At 58.1% G+C, this 16,044-nt stretch carries 18 protein-coding genes and 1 pseudogene; 1 reads left to right on the top strand and 18 read right to left on the bottom strand.

Features of this window, described 5'->3' with window-relative positions; all coding sequences use genetic code 11:
• Positions 1-47: 47 nt before the first annotated feature.
• The 16 genes from MOTHE_RS01870 to sfsA all read right to left on the bottom strand — a co-directional run bounded on the left by MOTHE_RS01870 (position 48) and on the right by sfsA (position 12,793).
• Positions 48-1,025, bottom strand: a complete 978-nt coding sequence (locus tag MOTHE_RS01870; RefSeq protein WP_011391984.1) for a radical SAM protein — start codon at positions 1,023-1,025, stop codon at positions 48-50.
• Complete coding sequence (locus MOTHE_RS01865) at positions 1,015-2,064, bottom strand: radical SAM protein (protein WP_011391983.1); 1,050 nt, start codon at positions 2,062-2,064, stop codon at positions 1,015-1,017. The genes MOTHE_RS01870 and MOTHE_RS01865 overlap by 11 nt, the downstream gene beginning before the upstream one ends.
• Positions 2,065-2,086: 22 nt before the next feature.
• A complete protein-coding gene (locus MOTHE_RS01860; protein WP_011391982.1) occupies positions 2,087-3,112 on the bottom strand; it encodes a geranylgeranyl reductase family protein in 1,026 nt (341 codons plus the stop codon).
• Positions 3,105-4,697, bottom strand: a complete 1,593-nt coding sequence (locus MOTHE_RS01855) for a lipoyl protein ligase domain-containing protein (protein ID WP_011391981.1) — start codon at positions 4,695-4,697, stop codon at positions 3,105-3,107. The genes MOTHE_RS01860 and MOTHE_RS01855 overlap by 8 nt, the downstream gene beginning before the upstream one ends.
• A gap of 29 nt (positions 4,698-4,726) precedes the next feature.
• Positions 4,727-5,137, bottom strand: a complete 411-nt coding sequence (locus tag MOTHE_RS01850) for a hydrogenase iron-sulfur subunit (RefSeq protein WP_011391980.1) — start codon at positions 5,135-5,137, stop codon at positions 4,727-4,729.
• A complete protein-coding gene (locus tag MOTHE_RS01845) occupies positions 5,137-7,683 on the bottom strand; it encodes an FAD-dependent oxidoreductase (protein ID WP_011391979.1) in 2,547 nt (848 codons plus the stop codon). Before MOTHE_RS01845 ends, MOTHE_RS01850 begins: the two co-directional genes overlap by 1 nt.
• Positions 7,684-7,686: 3 nt before the next feature.
• A complete protein-coding gene (locus MOTHE_RS01840) occupies positions 7,687-8,565 on the bottom strand; it encodes a CoB--CoM heterodisulfide reductase iron-sulfur subunit B family protein (protein ID WP_011391978.1) in 879 nt (292 codons plus the stop codon).
• Entirely contained in the window at positions 8,562-9,032 is a 471-nt protein-coding gene (locus MOTHE_RS01835; protein ID WP_011391977.1) for a 4Fe-4S dicluster domain-containing protein, read from the bottom strand. Before MOTHE_RS01835 ends, MOTHE_RS01840 begins: the two co-directional genes overlap by 4 nt.
• A gap of 88 nt (positions 9,033-9,120) precedes the next feature.
• The gene (gene gcvH / locus MOTHE_RS01830) at positions 9,121-9,537 is read right to left on the bottom strand and encodes a glycine cleavage system protein GcvH (RefSeq protein WP_011391976.1); all 417 of its coding nucleotides are present in this window, start codon (positions 9,535-9,537) and stop codon (positions 9,121-9,123) included.
• A gap of 50 nt (positions 9,538-9,587) precedes the next feature.
• Positions 9,588-10,064, bottom strand: coding sequence for a DsrE/DsrF/DrsH-like family protein (locus MOTHE_RS01825; RefSeq protein ID WP_011391975.1), 477 nt, complete (start codon positions 10,062-10,064; stop codon positions 9,588-9,590).
• A 12-nt stretch (positions 10,065-10,076) separates the two neighbouring features.
• The gene (locus MOTHE_RS01820) at positions 10,077-10,304 is read right to left on the bottom strand and encodes a sulfurtransferase TusA family protein (RefSeq protein WP_011391974.1); all 228 of its coding nucleotides are present in this window, start codon (positions 10,302-10,304) and stop codon (positions 10,077-10,079) included.
• A gap of 39 nt (positions 10,305-10,343) precedes the next feature.
• The gene (gene tusB, locus MOTHE_RS01815; protein ID WP_011391973.1) at positions 10,344-10,649 is read right to left on the bottom strand and encodes a sulfurtransferase complex subunit TusB; all 306 of its coding nucleotides are present in this window, start codon (positions 10,647-10,649) and stop codon (positions 10,344-10,346) included.
• A gap of 14 nt (positions 10,650-10,663) precedes the next feature.
• Complete coding sequence (locus MOTHE_RS01810) at positions 10,664-11,002, bottom strand: DsrE family protein (RefSeq protein ID WP_236683299.1); 339 nt, start codon at positions 11,000-11,002, stop codon at positions 10,664-10,666.
• Between the two features lie 42 nt (positions 11,003-11,044).
• Complete coding sequence (locus MOTHE_RS01805; RefSeq protein ID WP_011391971.1) at positions 11,045-11,398, bottom strand: DsrE/DsrF/TusD sulfur relay family protein; 354 nt, start codon at positions 11,396-11,398, stop codon at positions 11,045-11,047.
• A gap of 20 nt (positions 11,399-11,418) precedes the next feature.
• Positions 11,419-11,754 (bottom strand): ArsR/SmtB family transcription factor, encoded by a 336-nt coding sequence (locus MOTHE_RS01800; protein ID WP_011391970.1) that lies wholly within the window; start codon positions 11,752-11,754, stop codon positions 11,419-11,421.
• 340 nt (positions 11,755-12,094) lie between these two features.
• Positions 12,095-12,793, bottom strand: a complete 699-nt coding sequence (sfsA, locus tag MOTHE_RS01790) for a DNA/RNA nuclease SfsA (RefSeq protein ID WP_011391969.1) — start codon at positions 12,791-12,793, stop codon at positions 12,095-12,097.
• Between the two features lie 219 nt (positions 12,794-13,012).
• On the opposite strand from sfsA, the pseudogene MOTHE_RS14190 reads away from it, so the two are divergent.
• A pseudogene (locus MOTHE_RS14190) lies at positions 13,013-13,179 on the top strand (IS1634 family transposase); the annotation flags it as partial.
• A 50-nt stretch (positions 13,180-13,229) separates the two neighbouring features.
• Here MOTHE_RS14190 and uxuA read toward each other — a convergent pair.
• Together uxuA and MOTHE_RS01780 are read right to left on the bottom strand one after the other, a co-directional pair.
• Positions 13,230-14,309, bottom strand: coding sequence for a mannonate dehydratase (gene uxuA, locus MOTHE_RS01785; protein ID WP_011391968.1), 1,080 nt, complete (start codon positions 14,307-14,309; stop codon positions 13,230-13,232).
• Between the two features lie 70 nt (positions 14,310-14,379).
• Positions 14,380-15,996 (bottom strand): mannitol dehydrogenase family protein, encoded by a 1,617-nt coding sequence (locus tag MOTHE_RS01780; RefSeq protein ID WP_011391967.1) that lies wholly within the window; start codon positions 15,994-15,996, stop codon positions 14,380-14,382.
• Positions 15,997-16,044 lie beyond the last annotated feature (48 nt).

Below are 16,044 nucleotides of genomic sequence, written 5' to 3'. Positions count from 1 at the left end.
AGTTTTTCGTCCCCTGCCCCGGCAAATCCTCCCCATCGGCGGGGCTTTTAAAGCAAGCTACAGCAGAGATCGCTAAAAAAAGGCTTAAGGCCCAGGCGCCGCGCCCGGGCAACAGTTGCTTCATGGGGGTAAGCCATACCATTTACCCCGGCCCTGAGGGCATAAAGTTCCGTCCACAGACGGTGCCGGCCGGCCGGCCGGGCGCACCCGAGAAGGATATTTAAACGGGGCCCGGCCAGACGAGCCGTAGCCAGGAGGCGGCCCACCGCCGCCGGAGGTGGCGGGGTAATGCCGGCCATCGGGGTGCCCGGCAGGGGTGTTAAAACCACCAGGACCAGGTCCCGGCAATCCCGGCTCAAGACCTGGTAAAGGGCCTCAAGTTCCCCGGCCAGGCGGCCGAAGTTTAACCCGGCGACTATATGGGGTACGACCTTCAGGCCGGCAGACAGGAGGTTTTCCAGGGCGGCACCATAGTCAGCCGGGTCCATTTCCAAATGGTAAACCCGGCGCGCCGTTTCCCGGTCACCGATAATATCCAGCAACACCTGATCGACACCTGCATTTTTTAATCCCCTGGCAGTGGCCGGGTCGGCCAGGCCGGTGTGGACGATTACCTTTAACCCCAGGCCCTTGAGACCGGCCAGGGCCTCCAGGTAGGGTAGCAGGGGCACCCGGCCGCCAAGGTCGGCACCGCCGCTGACCAACACCCCGCGGCAGCCACCGTCCTTCAGTTGCCGGCCCAGTTCGAGAAGTGCCGCTGGCGTAGTGGCCGGGTACATGCTCTTTAAGAGTTCCCCCCGGCAATGCTCGCACTGCAGGCGGCAGCCCTGCCCGGTAATACTAATGGTAACAAAAAGACGGCGATGGTTCCGGTGATCGCCGCTGTCGTAGTGTTTACTTCCCGGTGTGGCCAGGCCCAGGACGGGGGGGAAATTCTTTAAGCGCAGCCGCCAGGCAGCCGGCAGCAGTTCTTTCAGGGGCAGGTGATAGACCTCGGCCAGTTGCCGGCGCAGTTCAACCGGCATGGGCAACGGCCCCCTTAAGACCCTGCCGGAGCTGGCGCTCGACGGCCCGGATATCCCCGGGTTCCGGGGCAAAAGGGAAATTGCGGATGGCCTGGGAGGGACGTTCGTTACCGTAGGGCCGGTTGCAGGCTACTGTGCGACCATCCTTCCCCGGACAACCGGAGGTCCGGAAGGCTTCCCCGGCTTTGACCAGGGGGGTGATATCCATCCCGAAATCCATCACCTGGCCGGCGTCATTAAAGGTCATGTCCTCAGCCCGCCCCAGGCCCTCGTTAATGATATAACGGGCCAGCTGGACCCGGCGATACTGGCCCAGGGGCGGCTGGCGGCGGCGGGCCAGAATCGTGCCGGTTTCCGGGAAAAAGCTGAAGAGGTGGGTTCTGACCCCCATATCCTGGGCCCTCTGGATGGTCTGGATCATCTCGGCCTCGGTTTCCCCCAGGCCAACGATAAGATGGATGCCGACCCGGCCGCGGCCAAAGACGGTTACGGCCCGGGAGACCCCCTCCCAGTACTCCTCCCAGCGATGGGGACCTTTGACCCCCCTGCCGCGGTAACGTTCAAATAGTTCCGGTGTGGCGCAATCGATGGCAATACCGACCATGTCCGCACCCGCTGCACGCAGTTCAAAAAAATCCCGGCCGCGGCAGGCGGTAGGAGTCAGGAGGGCGCTGATGAGGAGATCGCTTTCCCGGTGCCAGCGGTTGACGACTTTAAGGAGGTCATCCCACGACCGGCGGTGGGTCGGCATGCCGATGCACACCCGCTCCAGGCCGCGAGAGTCCCGCCGGACTTCCTTAAGGATCGCGTCCAGGGCATAAACCGGCCAGTCAACGCGAATAAAGGTCGGTTCGGCGTCAGGTAGGCGGTTACCGGAGAGACCGCAGTAGGCACAGCGGCCGGCACAGGGTTCGTTATAAGTCAGAAGGAGGTTGAGGCCGGTGAGCCGGGCGTCGCGGTGAAAGCTACCGGGCTGAAAGCCCAGGGTTATGGCCGCCGCGGTACTGGTTTTAACGTACTCCGGACTGGTTGCAGGCATTGATTTATTCCCTCCATTTAACTTAAACCATCCACGTCTGGCGCAGGAGCTTGCTTAAAGCGGCTCCGTCCCGGGCCCATTCTTCCTGCCAGCGGCGGCGGCCGGCCTGGCCCCGGGCCAGGGCAGGACCAAGGAGGTCCCGCCAGCTCTCTTCATAGGTCGCCAGGGGTGCTCCCGAGCCGAGATAGGCGGCGGCTGCTTCCCCGGCCAGCCGGCCACTCAGGATGGCCGTCAGGATGCCGGCTCCCGTAACCGGATGGGTGAAGCCGCCGGCATCGCCGCAGAGGAGCACCCGGCCCCGATGGACTTCCTGGTAAGGGCCAGCGACGGGAATAAGTCCCCCGGTGCGCCGGACAATATTTTGTTGCTGCCAGCCCAGGCGTCTGAGAAAATGGGTCAGGGCTGCAGCCGGGGTGATTTCTCCCGGCACCAGTCCCACCCCGACGTTGGCCGTTTTCCCCTTGGGAAAGACCCAGGCGTAACCGCCCCGGTAAAGGGGGTCGAAATAGACCCGGGTAACCTGCATGGGTTCCGGCAGGGCCATTTCCACCTGGACCGCCGCAGCCAGGGTAGCCCGCGGCCAGCCCCGGGTACGGGCCACCAGGGAGAGGGGACCGTCGGCGCCGATGATGACCCCCGCCTCCACTTCCTGCCGCCGGCCGTTTGCTTGCCGGATGATCAGGCTGGTATCAGTCAGGTCTTCTACCGTGGCCTTTAGCCAGAGCTCCGCCCCGGCCTTTACGGCCCCTTCAGCCAGGGAGGCATCAAAGACCTCCCGGTTAAGGATATAGCCCGGGGCGGGGGTGGAGGTCACGGTACCGTCGGGAAAGAAAGTTACCAGGGTGCCGACAGCCAGGGCAATGCTTTTTTCCCCAAAATCAACTTCACTTGCAATCAGGGCCGGGACGTATTCGGCACACTGGACGGGGTAACCAACCCGGGCCCGCTTTTCTATCAACAGTACCCTGGCACCGGCGGCGGCAACTACCCTGGCTGCCGTACTCCCCGCCGGCCCGGCTCCGGCGACGACGGCATCGTATTTAAGCATGGGCTGCCACCGCCACCTGCCGCCGGGCCTTACCGGGGGCTACCCGGGCCATGAGGAGCTCCAGGAGATCCAGCTTGAGGGTAGTCTGGTTTTCAAAACGGCCCGCATGGGCGGCGCGCTCCTGGCCCAGTTCGTAGCAGGTGGAGCTGTCAATATCCAGGAGGATACCCGGCAGGCCGATCCGTTCCAGGTCCCGCCGGTGCTTGGCCAGGAAGGCCTCGCAGCAACTGCCCAGAAATCCCGGCGCCCCCTCCCGTTGCAGCCGGCGTAAGACCCGGGCCAGCATTTCGTAATTCTGGATGGTCAGGGGTTCCAGGCCATATTGCCTGGCCAGGGCATAGGCTGTACCAATGTCGCAACGGCCGCACTCGCTGCACCCCTGGCGGCCGCGGAAGCGGCAGGTGGGCAGTTTGGCGCAATAGGGCAAGAGGACTACCGGCGCCGCCGTTATTTCCTCCAGGGGTTTAACGACGGTGAAGACGTCATTGACAGCCGCCGCCGGTATCCCCTGCCGGGGGTAATCCTTCTTGACCAGGGCGTCGTTGATGGCAGCTGCCACCTCCGCGGCTTTAATGCCCGGCAGGCGGGCGCCGCTTTCCCGGAAGAATTCTTCTACCTGCCGGCTGATAAGCACCGGGTCGGCCGGCAGGCCTTTAAGCCTCGCCTCCAGGTCGTAAATGGACCGCCTGGGATGGGCGAAGAAGTCCCCCGTCAGGTAGAGGCTCTCGATGCGGCTGTTGCCCGGCCCCAGGACCAGGGAACTGCGCAAGAAACCACCACGGGTGCGCCGGCTGGACCGCAGTTCCGTCCGCCCCTCCGGCCCCTGGACGGCGTTAATCCACTCCTCCGACTGGAAATAGGGCAGTTGATGGGCCAGGAGAGCTTCTTCCGCCGGCGTCAGGCCGGCGGGGATCAGTTCCATGGCGAACTCGCGGCAGAACTCTTCGGCTATAACCTGTTTGATAGTCTCCAGGAGTGGCACCCGGCCCAGTTCCCACTTGAGGCAGGTTACCCGCTCTTTAAGGGAGGCGATCTCCTTGGCCTTAAGCTTTTCTGTGGGAATGCGCAGGGCCCGGAGCATGGTTTCGACGTCAAAGTCGATGAGCAGGGTGCCCTGGTAGAGAAAGGCTCCTCCCAGTTCTGTCCCGCCGGTACCGGAGATCTTGCGGCCCCCGACCTCGATGTCGTTGCGGGGGCGGTAGGCCGCCGGTACCCCCAACCGCTTAAGGGCCCGGACCACGGCGCCGCAGAGCTGGGCATAGAGCCCCTCCAGCCGCCTGGCAACCCCGGGGTAGTCGAGGGTGGTTATAACTTCCCATCCCAGCTGGTTGGTGTCCCAGAAAAGGGCGCCGCCGCCGGTAATGCGGCGGTTGATCTCTATCCCCTCCCGGCGGCAGTACTCCAGCCTTACTTCTTGCTCTACCACCTGGTGAAAGCCCACCAGGACGCAGGGCGGGTTAAACTGCAGGAAGCGCAAAGTATCCGGGGCCTGCCCCTGGGAACGGGCTGTTAACAGGACCTCGTCCAGGGCCATATTCTCGGCCGCCGTCCGGCTGCCGGTATCCAGCAAACGCCACTGGCGCACGCAGCCTCTCCTCCAAAAATAGGGTTCTTTCAGGGTTCGCTGGCGAGGGGTGTTAGCACCCATGAGGACTCTACGAAGTCGGCCAGGAGGCGGGTCAGGTCGGCGGCGTTGTCGGGGCCCAGGCTGGCAAAGGCCACCCTGGCCGGGTTCAGGCCGGCCTCCTGCAGGCGTTGCCGCACGGCGGTGACCCGTTCCCGGGCCCGGTCGCTGCCATAGAGGTGGTGACAGGCCCCCGGGTGGCAGCCCAGGACCAGGACCCCCGGAGCGCCATCCTCCAGGGCCTTGAGAATCAACTCCATGCTGATTCGGCCCGAGCAGGGCACGTTAACCAGCCGGACTGCCCCAGGGAGGGCCAGGCCCTCCAGGGCCGCCCGGTCGGCAGCCCGCCGGGCCGAATGCCGGCAACAAAAGGCGATAATCTGTTCCTGGCTGTTAGTCATCAATTGCCCCCCTTATCCCCGGCTGCCGCCTGGAGCAGGCGAACATCGGTATACTCCGGCAATTCCAGGGCATGGGCCGGGCACTCGGCTACACAAATGCCGCATCCCTGGCAGGAACGGGTCCGGACCAGAGCCTTGCCCTGGACGACCATAGCCCCGTGGGGGCAGGTACGGACGCAGGTCAGGCAGGCGGCGCAGGCCCCGTCGAGGGGCCGGAAGGCCAGGGTCACCGGAGCCGCCTCCGGCTCCTCACCCTTCAGGAAAGAAACGACAGCCGCCGCCGCCAGGGAGGCCGCTGTCCCGGCTTCCCCCGCCGGTACCGGTTCCCTGCCGGCGGCCACCAGGAAGATACCGCGGCGGTTGGTGGTCACCGCCCGGTAATAGAGGCTATCCATCCCGGCCGGCCCGTTCGCTTCTCCCTGAACTGCCTTAAGCCCCAGGCGCTGCCAGAGCCTGCGGGTGACGGGAGTGGCCGCGAGTTCCTCACCTACTACCAGCAGGTCCGGGTGGAGCCTGGTTACTTCCGGCATGCCGGGGGTGAGGCGGGTAGGGTCGCTCACCTCCAGGCAGGCTCCGTCCCAGGACGGCACCTCCTGGGGCTTGATGAAGATCACCCCGGCCTCCCGCAGGCGCCCGTAAAGGGCTTCCAATTCCGGCAAAGCTGCTACCCGCACCTGCCGGGCCAGGACGTAAATGGTACGATCCGGCTCCAACCTCTCCTTTAAAGCCGCTATATTCTGCCAGGCCAGGGCATGGATAGCGAGGGATAGGTCGCCGGCCGCGTCCAGCCAGAAAACCACTTCACCCCCGCCCCTGATCCCAGCCAGCAGATCACCGTCGGCAGTACCAGTAACTCCCTGAGAGGTTAAGGCCGGTATCCTTCCCCCTGCCGCCAGTTTCGCCGCTAACTGCTGCTGGGTCAGGATGGGTACTGCCCCCGTCGCTATACCTGCCGGCAGGCCGGCAGCGAGGCGATTGGCCAGGAGGATAGCCCTGACCTGGAGATTGGCCACCCGCCGGCCATCTCCCACCTGGACGCTGAAGCTACCGGCATCACCGTTTACGCCCAGGATCTCCCGGCCGGGGAGATAGGTAACCTTGGAGTTATCTGTAAGCTCCGACCAGAGGGGCCCCGCCAGTTCGCCCGCCGGGTCGGCAGGGTCGAAATCACCGTCATCGTCCAGGAGCAGGACGCGAAGGCCTGCCCTCATCAAATCCCGGGCCGCTAGCAAAGCACTGGCTCCCCGGCCTGATACCAGGACGTCAGCAGCGGCCGACCTGCCGGCCCCGGAACTTATATCCGACATTCCTGCCTTTTCTCCGCTGCCCTCCAGCAGCTTCCGGACACCGGCCGCCGCCAGCCGGCCGTGGGTGATACTTTCCTGGATGTCCCGGGGGGCCTGGCAGGTGCCGGCCAAAAACACGCCGGGGGTACTGGCCTGGATGCCGTTCGGTCCATCAACGGCGGCCAGAAAGCCGGCAGGATCCCTTTCCAGGGAGAGGCCTGGTAAAATCTCGCCCCTAACCGGGGTAATCCCTACGGCCAGGACTACCCGGTCAAATTCCTCCGTAGCCAGGGTGCCGGTGCTCAGGTCTTCATAGTGGATACTGACCCGGCCATCCCGCCCCCGGCGTATCTCTGAAGGCATGCCCCGGACCAGCTTCAGGCCCGGAGTCGCCCGTAACTCCCGGTAAAGTTCCTGCAACCTGGCATCATTTAGCTGCAGGTCCATATAGAAAATGGTTATCTCCCGGGACAGCCCCCTGTACTTTAAGGCCCTGGCCAGGCGCAGGGAATAACCGCAGCAAACGCGGGAGCAGTAATCATGGCCCAGTTTCCGGCTGCGGGAACCGGCACACTGGATAAAGGACAGCCGTTCCCAACCGGGAGCATCCAGGTCCCCCTGGCTGAGGGCACTTTCCAGTTCCATGGCTGTCGTAACCCGGGGGTAAAAGCCGTAACCATATTCCGGCAGGCCGGCGGCGTCAAAGGGTGCAAAACCGGTGGCTACCACGATTGCCCTGGCGCGGATGGACTCCGGCGACGCCGGTTCCAGCTCAATGGCTGCACGGGGACAGGCTGCAACACAGGCCTGGCAGTCTTCTTTCGCCCGCAGACAGCAGGAATGATCCAGGCGATAGGCCCGCGGAAGCCCCCGCGGGTGGGGCGGCAGGATAGCCCCCGCCGGGCAGGCCTCCCGGCAACGGCCGCAGTGATCGCATTTTTGCCAGTCAATCCGGGGCCCGGTCGCCCTCAGGCTGGCGGTGAAAGCTCCCGTTGTACCAGTGACACCAACCACCACCATCCCGGTGACCAGGGTAATATTCTCCCGGCTGGTGACTTCCTCCAATAAAGGGAAGCCCAGGCAGATATTACAACGGCTGCAGTCCTCCCCGGCTTTACAGCCGTAATCCAGCCACCTGCCCCCCAGTACAGCTTCCTTTTCTACGATCATCACCTGCAGGCCCGCCCGGGCCAGGTCCAGGGCCGCCGCCATACCCGCCGGCCCGCCGCCTACAACCAGGACGTCCAGTTTTCCTGACAAAGGCTACACCCCCAACTTTTCCCGCACCCCGTCGGCGGAAATCTGGTTTAGCTCCAGGCCTAGTTCGTCCGGGTCCAACCCCAGGGCCAGCCCCAAGAGCTGGGGGAAATACAGGATGGTCAATTCCTGGTCATCGGGCTGGCTGTTGCTGAAATTCAGGCCGCAGGTGGGACAGGCAACCAGCAGGGCGTCGGCCCCGGCCCCCTGGGCCTCCCTGACCTTCCGGCCCGCCTGTTCCCGCGCCAGGTCGGGCCGCAGGCCCATCAACCCGCCACCGCAGCAATCATTTTTACCTTCATAGCTGATACTGGCGGCTCCGGTAGCGGTGACCAGCCGGTCCAGGGCCTCCGGGGCTTCAGCGTCCTCCCTGGGGTCTACCCCGTACCGGTGATAGACCCTGGTGGGCCGGAAGTAGTGGCAGCCGTAATGGACGGCAATCTGCAGGCTGTCCAGGGGAAGGCTCACCCGGCGACGGATCTCCTGCCGTCCCGGGGAGCTGTCCAGAACGCGGAGGAAATGCTGGACCCTGGTTGTACCCTGGTAACGGAGACCCACCCGGGCCAGGTCCCCGTTTACCCGCTTGCGGAGGTCCGCATCCTCTTTGAGTTCCAGGTCGGCTTCCGTCAGGGTACCGCTGCAGGCGTTGCAAAGGGTGACAATGGGCAGGCCGGCAGCTTCCGCCTGGCAGAGGTTATGGGCCGCTACCAGGAGGGCGGCATAACTATCCAGGGCCTTTAAGGGATAGCCGCAGCAACGAAACCCGGGTAGGTCGACCAGTTCGATCTCCAGGGCAGCGGCTACCCGGCGGGCCGCCAGTTCATAACCCAGGTTGCGGACCGGTACATTGCAGCCCAGAAAAAGCGCGTAACGCCGGCCCGTCATTCTACCAGCCTCCCCTGCAAGCCGGTCAGGGCCAGGAGCTTGCCGAGAATCCCCGTCTCTTCATCCAGGGCCGGTAAGCCTTCTTCCTCCCGGTATTCATTATGAAACTCGTCAATATTGTAGAGGCGGCCGTCCTCAGCCACGAGTCTGGCTGCCGCCAGGAGGGCTGCCGGGGCAAAACCCCGCTCGCAGGCCAGGTTTTTCAGGGCCAGGAGGACTTCCGCCGGCCGGGCCTCCTCCGGGCAGCGCTCCTGGCAGGTATAACAGGCCAGGCAGTACCAGAGCTTTTCATCCTTGAGGACAGCTTCTTTCTCACCCAGGACCGCCAGGCGAAAGATCCGGCGGGGGTTATACTCCGGATCCAGGGTGGCTACCGGGCAGCCGGAGGTACACCTGGCACACTGGTAGCAGGCCCGCATTGTCGTAAAGGCTGGCCAGCCGTTCAAGGGGTCGTTCCCTTGCTGCATCCCTTTCGCGCTCCTCCGAAAATAGGGTTTTGCCAAAATGGTTACTATTGGCAAGCACCCCCCATGAGGGAATAGGCCGGTTACACCCTTATTTCTGGTGTTTGGCTATTTCCTGCTCGATAAAGGCCTTGAGGGCCTCTCCCTGTAAGAGGCCGGCCACCTCTGCCGGGTTGCTCATTTTGATTTTGGCAATCCATCCTTCCCCGTAGGGATCGCTGTTGATCAGGCCGGTCTGCTTCTTGAGATTTTCGTTGACGGCAATGACTTCCCCGCTCACCGGGGCATAGGCCCGGCCCACCCACTTGCCGGATTCCACGGCTGCCAGCGGTTTACCCCGGGCCACGGTTTTGCCTGCCTTGGGCAGGTTGATATGGACGAAGGCACCAGCCAGTTGCTGGGAGAAGTCGGTCAACCCGACGGTGGCAACGTCACCTTCTATTCTGGCCCAGCTGTGCTTGTCGTCGTAATAGAGCTCGTCGGGAAAGTTGTAGGTGGCAATTTGCACTTTCCAGTTCCCCTCCGTTCCCGCAAAGTATTGATGGGTGAAAGCACTGACTAAATGAACAGGCTGATCTTCGCATTGGCCGCTTCCTGGAGAAAGGCAGCCACGCCGCCGAATTCGACCCCGTCGATAAGGTCTTCCTCGGGAATCTCCATGACCTGCATGGACATGATGCAGGCCACAAATTTGACCCCCATTTCCCGGGCCAGGGCCAGGAACTCGCTGACCGCCTGGACCTTTTTGCTCCGCATCTGCTTCTTCATGAAAAAGGGACCCAGGCCGGCCATATTAAATTTGGAGAGGGGCAGCCTGTCAGGGCCGGAGGGCATCATCCAGTCAAACATCCTGCCCAGGAGGGAACTGGCACCCCTGCGGCCCCGGGGTTTTTTGAGGAGGTTGATGCCCCAGAAGGTGAAAAAGATGGTTACCTCCATGCCGGAAGCCGCCGCCCCGGTGGCCAGGTTAAAGGTGGCCAGGGCTTTGTCCAGGTCGCCACTGAAGCAAATGATGGCCATCTTGTCTTCAGCCATGACCTGTGCCTCCTAACTTTTCTTTACATAATAGCTGGTGTAATTGCTACCGGCCTCGGACCCCAGGTAGATGTTACCCGTCTTCTGGCACCAGGCCGGGATGTCCACTGCCGCCCCCTTGTCGTCGGCCTGAACCTCCAGGACCTGCCCGGAATCCATGGCCTTGATTTTTTGAGAGAGCTTGACGATGGGCATGGGGCAGAGCAGCCCCCTGGCGTCTAAAACTGCATCGGCCTGCATGGTGATGACCTCCTTAGAAAAAATATTGCGGGGTGACTTTCACAAAACCTTCCCGTGCTTTACGGCCAGGTCAACCATTTCGCCATAATCAATGACCCTGGTTCCCGGGTAAGTAGCTTTTGTATCCAAGCCCCGGGCTTCCAGGTCGGCCGCCAGGGCGTAAAAATTTATCCCCTGAACGCGGGCCTGATCGACCATTTCCTGGTAGTCAGCCGGTGCTTTATGCAGGGCCAGGACGGCATCCTGGATCAGGATAACCTCCGAACCCGGCTGGGTCATAGCCAGCTGGAGGTTGCGCCGGTAATCCTGCCGCTGAAATGGGGAACGCGTTAACAATACCAACAAGGGGCCCTTCCTCCTTAAAATTGGATAATACCTTCTGCTCCCGCCAGGGCTTCACCCAGGCCTGCCCGGTCGACCACCCGGCCGGCCAGGATTTTGTCTTCGGGTATGCCCCGTTCTTCCAAAGATTCCCTGGAAACCAGGAGTTTTACGCCCATATCTTCAATGCTGGCAAAGGCCTCTCCCAGGGATTTCATCTGCAGGGCTTTCGGGTTCTGACCCGGGTAAACAGCCCAGACACCGTCATCAAGGAGAACCACGGTGGTATCTACCTCCAGGCTCGCCATGCCGATGGCGTAGCGGTAGCCCTCGACCATAGCCGCTGTCCCGTAAGGGGCGGAAGGAATCAAAACCATCACTTTTTGCAATTTCCTGTCACCTGCCTCTTATGGCAATTATTAAAATCCAAAGTTAATCAAGACATCGGCCTCCTGGATCATATCAGCCATATCAACCAGGCTACCCATTTCCGCCCCGTCGATGTACATCTCGTCGGTAATGCCCCGGAACTTGGAACAGGCACCGCAGGAAGCGATGCGGACACCGGCGGCGGCCAGTTCCTGGAGCATAGCGGCAATATTGCGCTCACCGGGGGCGTCGATATTTTTATTGGCGGCCACTACCCCGTCGATGTACAAAAAAAGGCTGACGCCATGCCCTTTGGCCAGGGCCGCCCGGGCCAGGCCATAGGCCGTATCTAAATTCTGGTAGGTATAGGGGCCGGTCTGGACTACCAGGCAAAGCTGTGCCATGCATTCTCCCCTCCTTCCCTTTATTCTTCTAGAATGGCCTCTTCAGGCCTCTTTGCCTCCTCCCCCCTTTTTTCAGCCAGGACAAGGGTACGAATTTGCTCCATCAGGGTAAAAAGTTCGGGTTTCTTTATGGCATAAAAGACGTTGCGCTCTTCACGCCGGCGGCTGAGGTAGCCTTTGTGCAGGAGTATTTGCAGTTGCTGGGAGACGTTGGACTGTTTTTCCCCGGTTTCGCGGACAATCTCGCTGACACTCTTTTCGCCCTCCCGGAGGGCGCAGAGGATCTTTACCCGCACCGGGTTGGCGAGGCCCTGGAGGAACTCCGCCACCAGGGTGCATTCAGACTTGGAAAGCATTCTTGTACTCCTCGGGAGTTATATGAATAGATTAATGATCTTTAAATTATTAATTTCATTATCCCATGAACTCTTGTGCCCGTCAAGGTGAAAATATTCCTTTGCACCCGGAAAATTTTCTTTCCCGGCAGGGGGCCGCCCCAGTACGATTACTAACGCCCTTACGCAAAAAAACCCGGCCTTATCTGAGCCGGGGGTTAAGGTGGTGATAATAGTCATGGGGCTCGCCGTTTCCCTGCGGGACCTGAGGAGTAACACACCTGGACGCAATGGTGGTATAACTCGTTTCGAACCGTATACGTGGCTCCCTTGCTATAGTATATACTGACCCTCATTTTTCCTAAAGTTTTACCATTACGGGAGCGATCAGGCTGACTGTCACCGGGTCGATATGGCAGCGGTAGGCATAGATTTCCACCCCGGCGGCAGCCGCTTCTCTGATGGTGCTGGAAAAGCAAGGGTCGGTAACCTCGTTGGGGGCCAGGCTGATAGCATCTTCCCGCTGGATGATAAAAACGGCTGCCGCCCGGTAGCCCCGGGAGTGCAGGGCCATCAACTCCCGCAGGTGACGGCTGCCGCGAGCAGTCGGGGCATCGGGGAAAAGGGCCAGCCCACCTCTTACCAGGGTTACCGATTTTACCTCAACGTAGCAGGGGGGGTGTCCATCACCCTGGAGTAAAAAGTCCAGGCGGCTGGAACCGGCCCGGACCTCGGTCGCCCGCAGCCGGTAACCTTTGAAGGGTTCAAGGCTCCCGGCCTGTAAGGCGGCGGCAAAGAGGCGGTTGGGCAGGCGGCTGTCCAGGGAAATAAAGGTACCGTTCTGGCGGAGCAGGACCACGTCGTAGGCCGTTTTCCTATCCCCCTGCCGTGATGCCGGGGCCAAGTAGACCTCAGCCCCGGGCAGCAACAGTTCCGTCAAGCGCCCCGGGTCGGCCAGGAAGGCAACCAGCTTCTCCCCTTCCCTGGCAGCCACCACTGTAAAACGGTTCGGCCGGGAAAGAAAGGTAGCTTTAATCAAATTGGCGGGTAGTTCGACCATGACGCACCCCTGCCTCCGCCAGCCCCTGCGGTGGCATAAGCCATTCAGCAGGGCAGCCTGGTAAAATTTTTCCCAACATCGGTTTTGTGGGCATACATTGCGTAAAGAATTCCTTAAGGAGCCGTGTGTGTTAATTACGCCAGCACGGCTCTGTGATGTGGGGGATGCTTCGAGGCATACTTCTCCTCGACCATTTTACCTTACAGTGACAGCTTTCTGATACGTTGCTGGGTCTGGCCGGGCAACAACGCAGATATGCGGTAATTGAAGAAGTCAATAAAAACCTGGTAGGGTGGTAACTGTGACGTGTGATAGCCGTGGTCGACCCGGATTTTGCCCAGGAGGATAACCTACGCTATCTCCAGCGCGCCGGTGGCCACTATATATTGCCGCGGAGAAGATACGTACGTTAAGGATACCATGGCAGTATAGTATTTTAACATACCTTTTTCATTTTACCAATTGCTTCCCATAACCCGTTCAGATAGGCGATCCCAAGAGCCCTGTCATACAGGCCATACCCAGGCCTGCCTACTTCTCCCCAGATCATTCGACCATGGTCCGGCCTGATATATCCCTTGAAATCAATATCATGGTATGCCTTCATAATCTCAAACATATCCAAAGATCCATCCGAAGACAAATGAGAAGACTCATCAAAATTGCGGAGTGAATGTATCTTAATATTCCTTACATGACCGAAGTGTATTCTTCCTTTAGCGCCGAAATAGCGTATAAGAGCAGGAATATCGTTGTCCGGATTTGCCCCAAGACTACCACTACATAGTGTGATACCATTGTAGGGGCTGTCTACCAGGGCCATGATCTTTTCCAGGCTTTCTTTGGATTTTACAATCCTGGGAAGACCAAATATAGACCACGGCGGATCGTCGGGATGAATGGCCATTTTTATATCAACTTCTTCAGCCACAGGAATAATTGCCCTTAAAAAATACCCCAGGTTTTTTAATAGCTTTTCCTCATCCACACTCTTGTATTGTTCAAACAGCACCTTTAGTGTTTTAAGTCTTTCAGGCTCCCAGCCAGGCAGCTCAAAGCCGTTAGAGTTGGCCTCTACTTCTTCCACCATCCTATTGGGGTCCACCTTCTGTACCTTTTCCTCTTCATAGGAAAGAGCAGTGGAACCATCTGGCAGGACTTTCGCTAAATCCGACCGTGTCCAATCAAATATGGGCATAAAATTGTAGCACACGACCTTAATGCCGAATTTAGCCAGATTTCTCAAGGTCTGCTGGTAGTTCTCAATATAACGGTCCCTACTGGGAAGTCCAAGTTTGATATCCTCATGGACATTAACGCTTTCTATGACCTCTAATTCCAGTCCCGCATTTTCTACTGTCTCCTTTAATTTTTTTATTTTTTCTTCAGGCCATACTTCGCCCACAGGTACATCATAAATAGCGCTTACAATCCCGGGCTTCCCCGGTATTTGCCTGATTTTATCCAAAGAGATACTATCATAGCCCTCTCCGAACCATCTAAATGTCATTTTCATATCTTCTCACGTCCTCTCTAAATGCTACCTTTACAGCTTTGCAATGTTACCTTTTTTATCTTTTGAGTTGTTACCCTAAATACTTTTGTAATATATTCCTTACAGCGTTAGGTCCGGATACCATTTCCTTGAAATAACTCTCGATTTTTTCTCCCAACCCTACATCATAAAGGCTTAAACCGAAAATACTTTCATTTGACAGAATGGGCTTCAGGCTATCCCCTACAGATTCACTGTCACCCAGCTTTACTCTTGAAAGGTACGATTGCAGCACATCCAGCATGGGGTCTGGGCTAAGTGGCATTGATTCACCTTTGTCATCCAAGCCCAGCAAATACCTGCACCAACCCGCAATAACCAGAGGAATATAGGTGAGATTTGCAGGATCTAAATCTTTCCTGTCGCGATAGGCTTTGATAGTCTCGCCGAATCTTATACTCATTTTTTGCGAAGTATCTGTGGCTATCCTTTGGGGTGTATCAGGAATATAAGGATTGGGCAACCTTTGTTCTATGACTTCTCGTATAAAATTTTCAGGACTCAATATACCCGGATTTACAACAACAGGTAGGCCTTCTTCATACCCTATCTTCTCTACCAGCTTCTTCAATTGACTATCTTTCATTTCATCAGCTATAAGATTATAGCCCAACAGGCATCCAAATACCGCCAGAGCTGTATGGAGAGGATTTAAGCATGTACAGACCTTCATCTTTTCAACTTTGTCCACCGTCTGCCTGTCAGTAAAAAGTACCCCAGCCAATTCAAGAGGCATACGGCCATTAGGAAAATTGTCTTCCACAACCAAATATTGGGATCTCTCTGAATTAACGAAAGGTGCAATGTAAGTATTTTTCTTAGTGTGAACGATCTCGGTGCTTTTGAAGCCTATTGATTGTAATGAGTCCTTAACAATATCAGAAGGCCTTGGTGTAATCTTATCAATCATGGTCCAGGGGAAGCTTACTTTGCTTACATCATTGATATACGCTAAGAAACCGCTTTCTACCAATCCGTTGTCAACCCATTTTTTTACAATCGTTTTAACAGATTCATAAAGCCTTTCCCCGTTATGAGCACAATTATCCATACTTACAAATGCAATGGGTAACTTCCCGCTTTTATATCTGGTATAGGCCAATGAAGCAACCTTGGACATTACATGCCTAGGCTGTCCTGGTCCGTTCTGCATATCCTTGAGAACATCATCAAAGTATTCTCCTGATGCATTCTTCAGGCTGTATCCTTTTTCTGTTATGGTAAAACTCGCCATCTGTAGACAAGGCTTTGCAAAAATCTCCTTTAACCGGTTCCAGTCATGTTCTCGCGAAACGTCTCCAATCAAACCTTCGCTTATACTTGCAACTACTTTTTTGTCCAGGGTTCCGTCGAAGTTCATGATGACAAGGAGGCTCAAATTGTCATACGGAACATAAATCCTATCGATGATTTCGAAATCGAATGTCTCTACCGCCACAATTCCCGTTTTGGCTTTTCCCAAATTGAGAAGCTTTTGCTGCAGCATGGCAATAAATCCTCTAAATATATTACCGGCCCCAAAGTGTACCCATGTGGGGTTTTCTTTGGTATCCGCCACCATTTTTTCATAATCGAATTCCGGTAGTTCAATTCCTGCATCCTGCCAGGCCTTTTTATACTTAATGCTATCTTTGTCTAAGTCCAGCAAGTTAGTTTGTCACTCCTTAAAATATTTAATATCTGTCGATTTTACAAT

This window comes from Moorella thermoacetica, from assembly GCF_001267405.1.
In the GTDB taxonomy this organism is placed as follows: Bacteria; Bacillota; DSM-521; order Neomoorellales; family Neomoorellaceae; genus Neomoorella; species Neomoorella thermoacetica.
Note: the sequence above shows the minus strand (reverse complement) of the source record. Positions and strands in the feature narration are given on the sequence as shown.

Coding starts and splice junctions, on each gene's coding strand:
- MOTHE_RS01870 (WP_011391984.1), bottom strand. CDS start 1,025: ATGCCGGTTGAACTGCGCCGGCAACTGGCCGAGGTCTATCACCTGCCC.
- MOTHE_RS01865 (WP_011391983.1), bottom strand. CDS start 2,064: ATGCCTGCAACCAGTCCGGAGTACGTTAAAACCAGTACCGCGGCGGCC.
- MOTHE_RS01860 (WP_011391982.1), bottom strand. CDS start 3,112: ATGCTTAAATACGATGCCGTCGTCGCCGGAGCCGGGCCGGCGGGGAGT.
- MOTHE_RS01850 (WP_011391980.1), bottom strand. CDS start 5,137: ATGACTAACAGCCAGGAACAGATTATCGCCTTTTGTTGCCGGCATTCG.
- MOTHE_RS01840 (WP_011391978.1), bottom strand. CDS start 8,565: ATGACGGGCCGGCGTTACGCGCTTTTTCTGGGCTGCAATGTACCGGTC.
- MOTHE_RS01835 (WP_011391977.1), bottom strand. CDS start 9,032: ATGCAGCAAGGGAACGACCCCTTGAACGGCTGGCCAGCCTTTACGACA.
- MOTHE_RS01825 (WP_011391975.1), bottom strand. CDS start 10,064: ATGGCTGAAGACAAGATGGCCATCATTTGCTTCAGTGGCGACCTGGAC.
- MOTHE_RS01820 (WP_011391974.1), bottom strand. CDS start 10,304: ATGCAGGCCGATGCAGTTTTAGACGCCAGGGGGCTGCTCTGCCCCATG.
- MOTHE_RS01810 (WP_236683299.1), bottom strand. CDS start 11,002: ATGGTTTTGATTCCTTCCGCCCCTTACGGGACAGCGGCTATGGTCGAG.
- MOTHE_RS01805 (WP_011391971.1), bottom strand. CDS start 11,398: ATGGCACAGCTTTGCCTGGTAGTCCAGACCGGCCCCTATACCTACCAG.
- MOTHE_RS01800 (WP_011391970.1), bottom strand. CDS start 11,754: ATGCTTTCCAAGTCTGAATGCACCCTGGTGGCGGAGTTCCTCCAGGGC.
- sfsA (WP_011391969.1), bottom strand. CDS start 12,793: ATGGTCGAACTACCCGCCAATTTGATTAAAGCTACCTTTCTTTCCCGG.
- uxuA (WP_011391968.1), bottom strand. CDS start 14,309: ATGAAAATGACATTTAGATGGTTCGGAGAGGGCTATGATAGTATCTCT.